This window comes from Streptococcus sp. HMSC077D04 (assembly GCF_001808785.1).
GTDB classification, from domain to species: Bacteria; Bacillota; Bacilli; order Lactobacillales; family Streptococcaceae; genus Streptococcus; species Streptococcus mitis_BX.
In genome coordinates this window covers 1-557 of the sequence record NZ_KV794535.1, presented here as the reverse complement: position 1 = coordinate 557, position 557 = coordinate 1, and the positions used below count along the sequence as shown (strand labels likewise).

Genomic DNA, 557 nt, shown 5'->3' with positions numbered 1-557 from the left:
GCGATTCCTTGTATGACACCAGACAGATTAGAAAAGAGACAAAATGGTAGACGTTTCAAGGATAATCAAGAGCCAATGTTTACTTTAAATACTCAGGATCGCCATGGTATTGTCGTTGTTGGAGATTTACCAACTAGCTTTAAGGAAACTGGTCGCGTCTATGGAAGTGAGGGGCTATCTCCAACACTGACTACGATGCAAGGTGGAGATAAAATCCCCAAAATACTGATTCCAGAACCAATCCAATTTCTAAAAGTCCGAGAGGCAACGAAAAAAGGATATGCTCAAGCAGAAATAGGAGATTCAATCAATTTGGAAAGACCAGGTTCTCAGTATCGTCGTGGTAGAGTTGGCAAAGGTATAGCTAATACGTTAACAACTAGTGGTCAAATGGGAGTAGTAGTGGCTAGCTATGAAGGAGAAGATAAGCAAGTTTACCATGTTGCTGGTATTTTAATAAATGGACAATTTTACCGTCTGAGGATACGACGAATCACTCCTAAAGAGTGTTTTCGCTTGCAGGGGTTTCCTGATTGGGCTTTTGAAGCTGCTAGAAA

General features: G+C 40.9%; 1 protein-coding gene. It reads left to right on the top strand.

Annotated features, from left to right (window positions below; all coding sequences use genetic code 11):
* On the top strand, positions 1 to 557 hold a 557-nt coding region (locus HMPREF2701_RS04980; RefSeq protein ID WP_083281733.1), incomplete at both ends, for a DNA cytosine methyltransferase.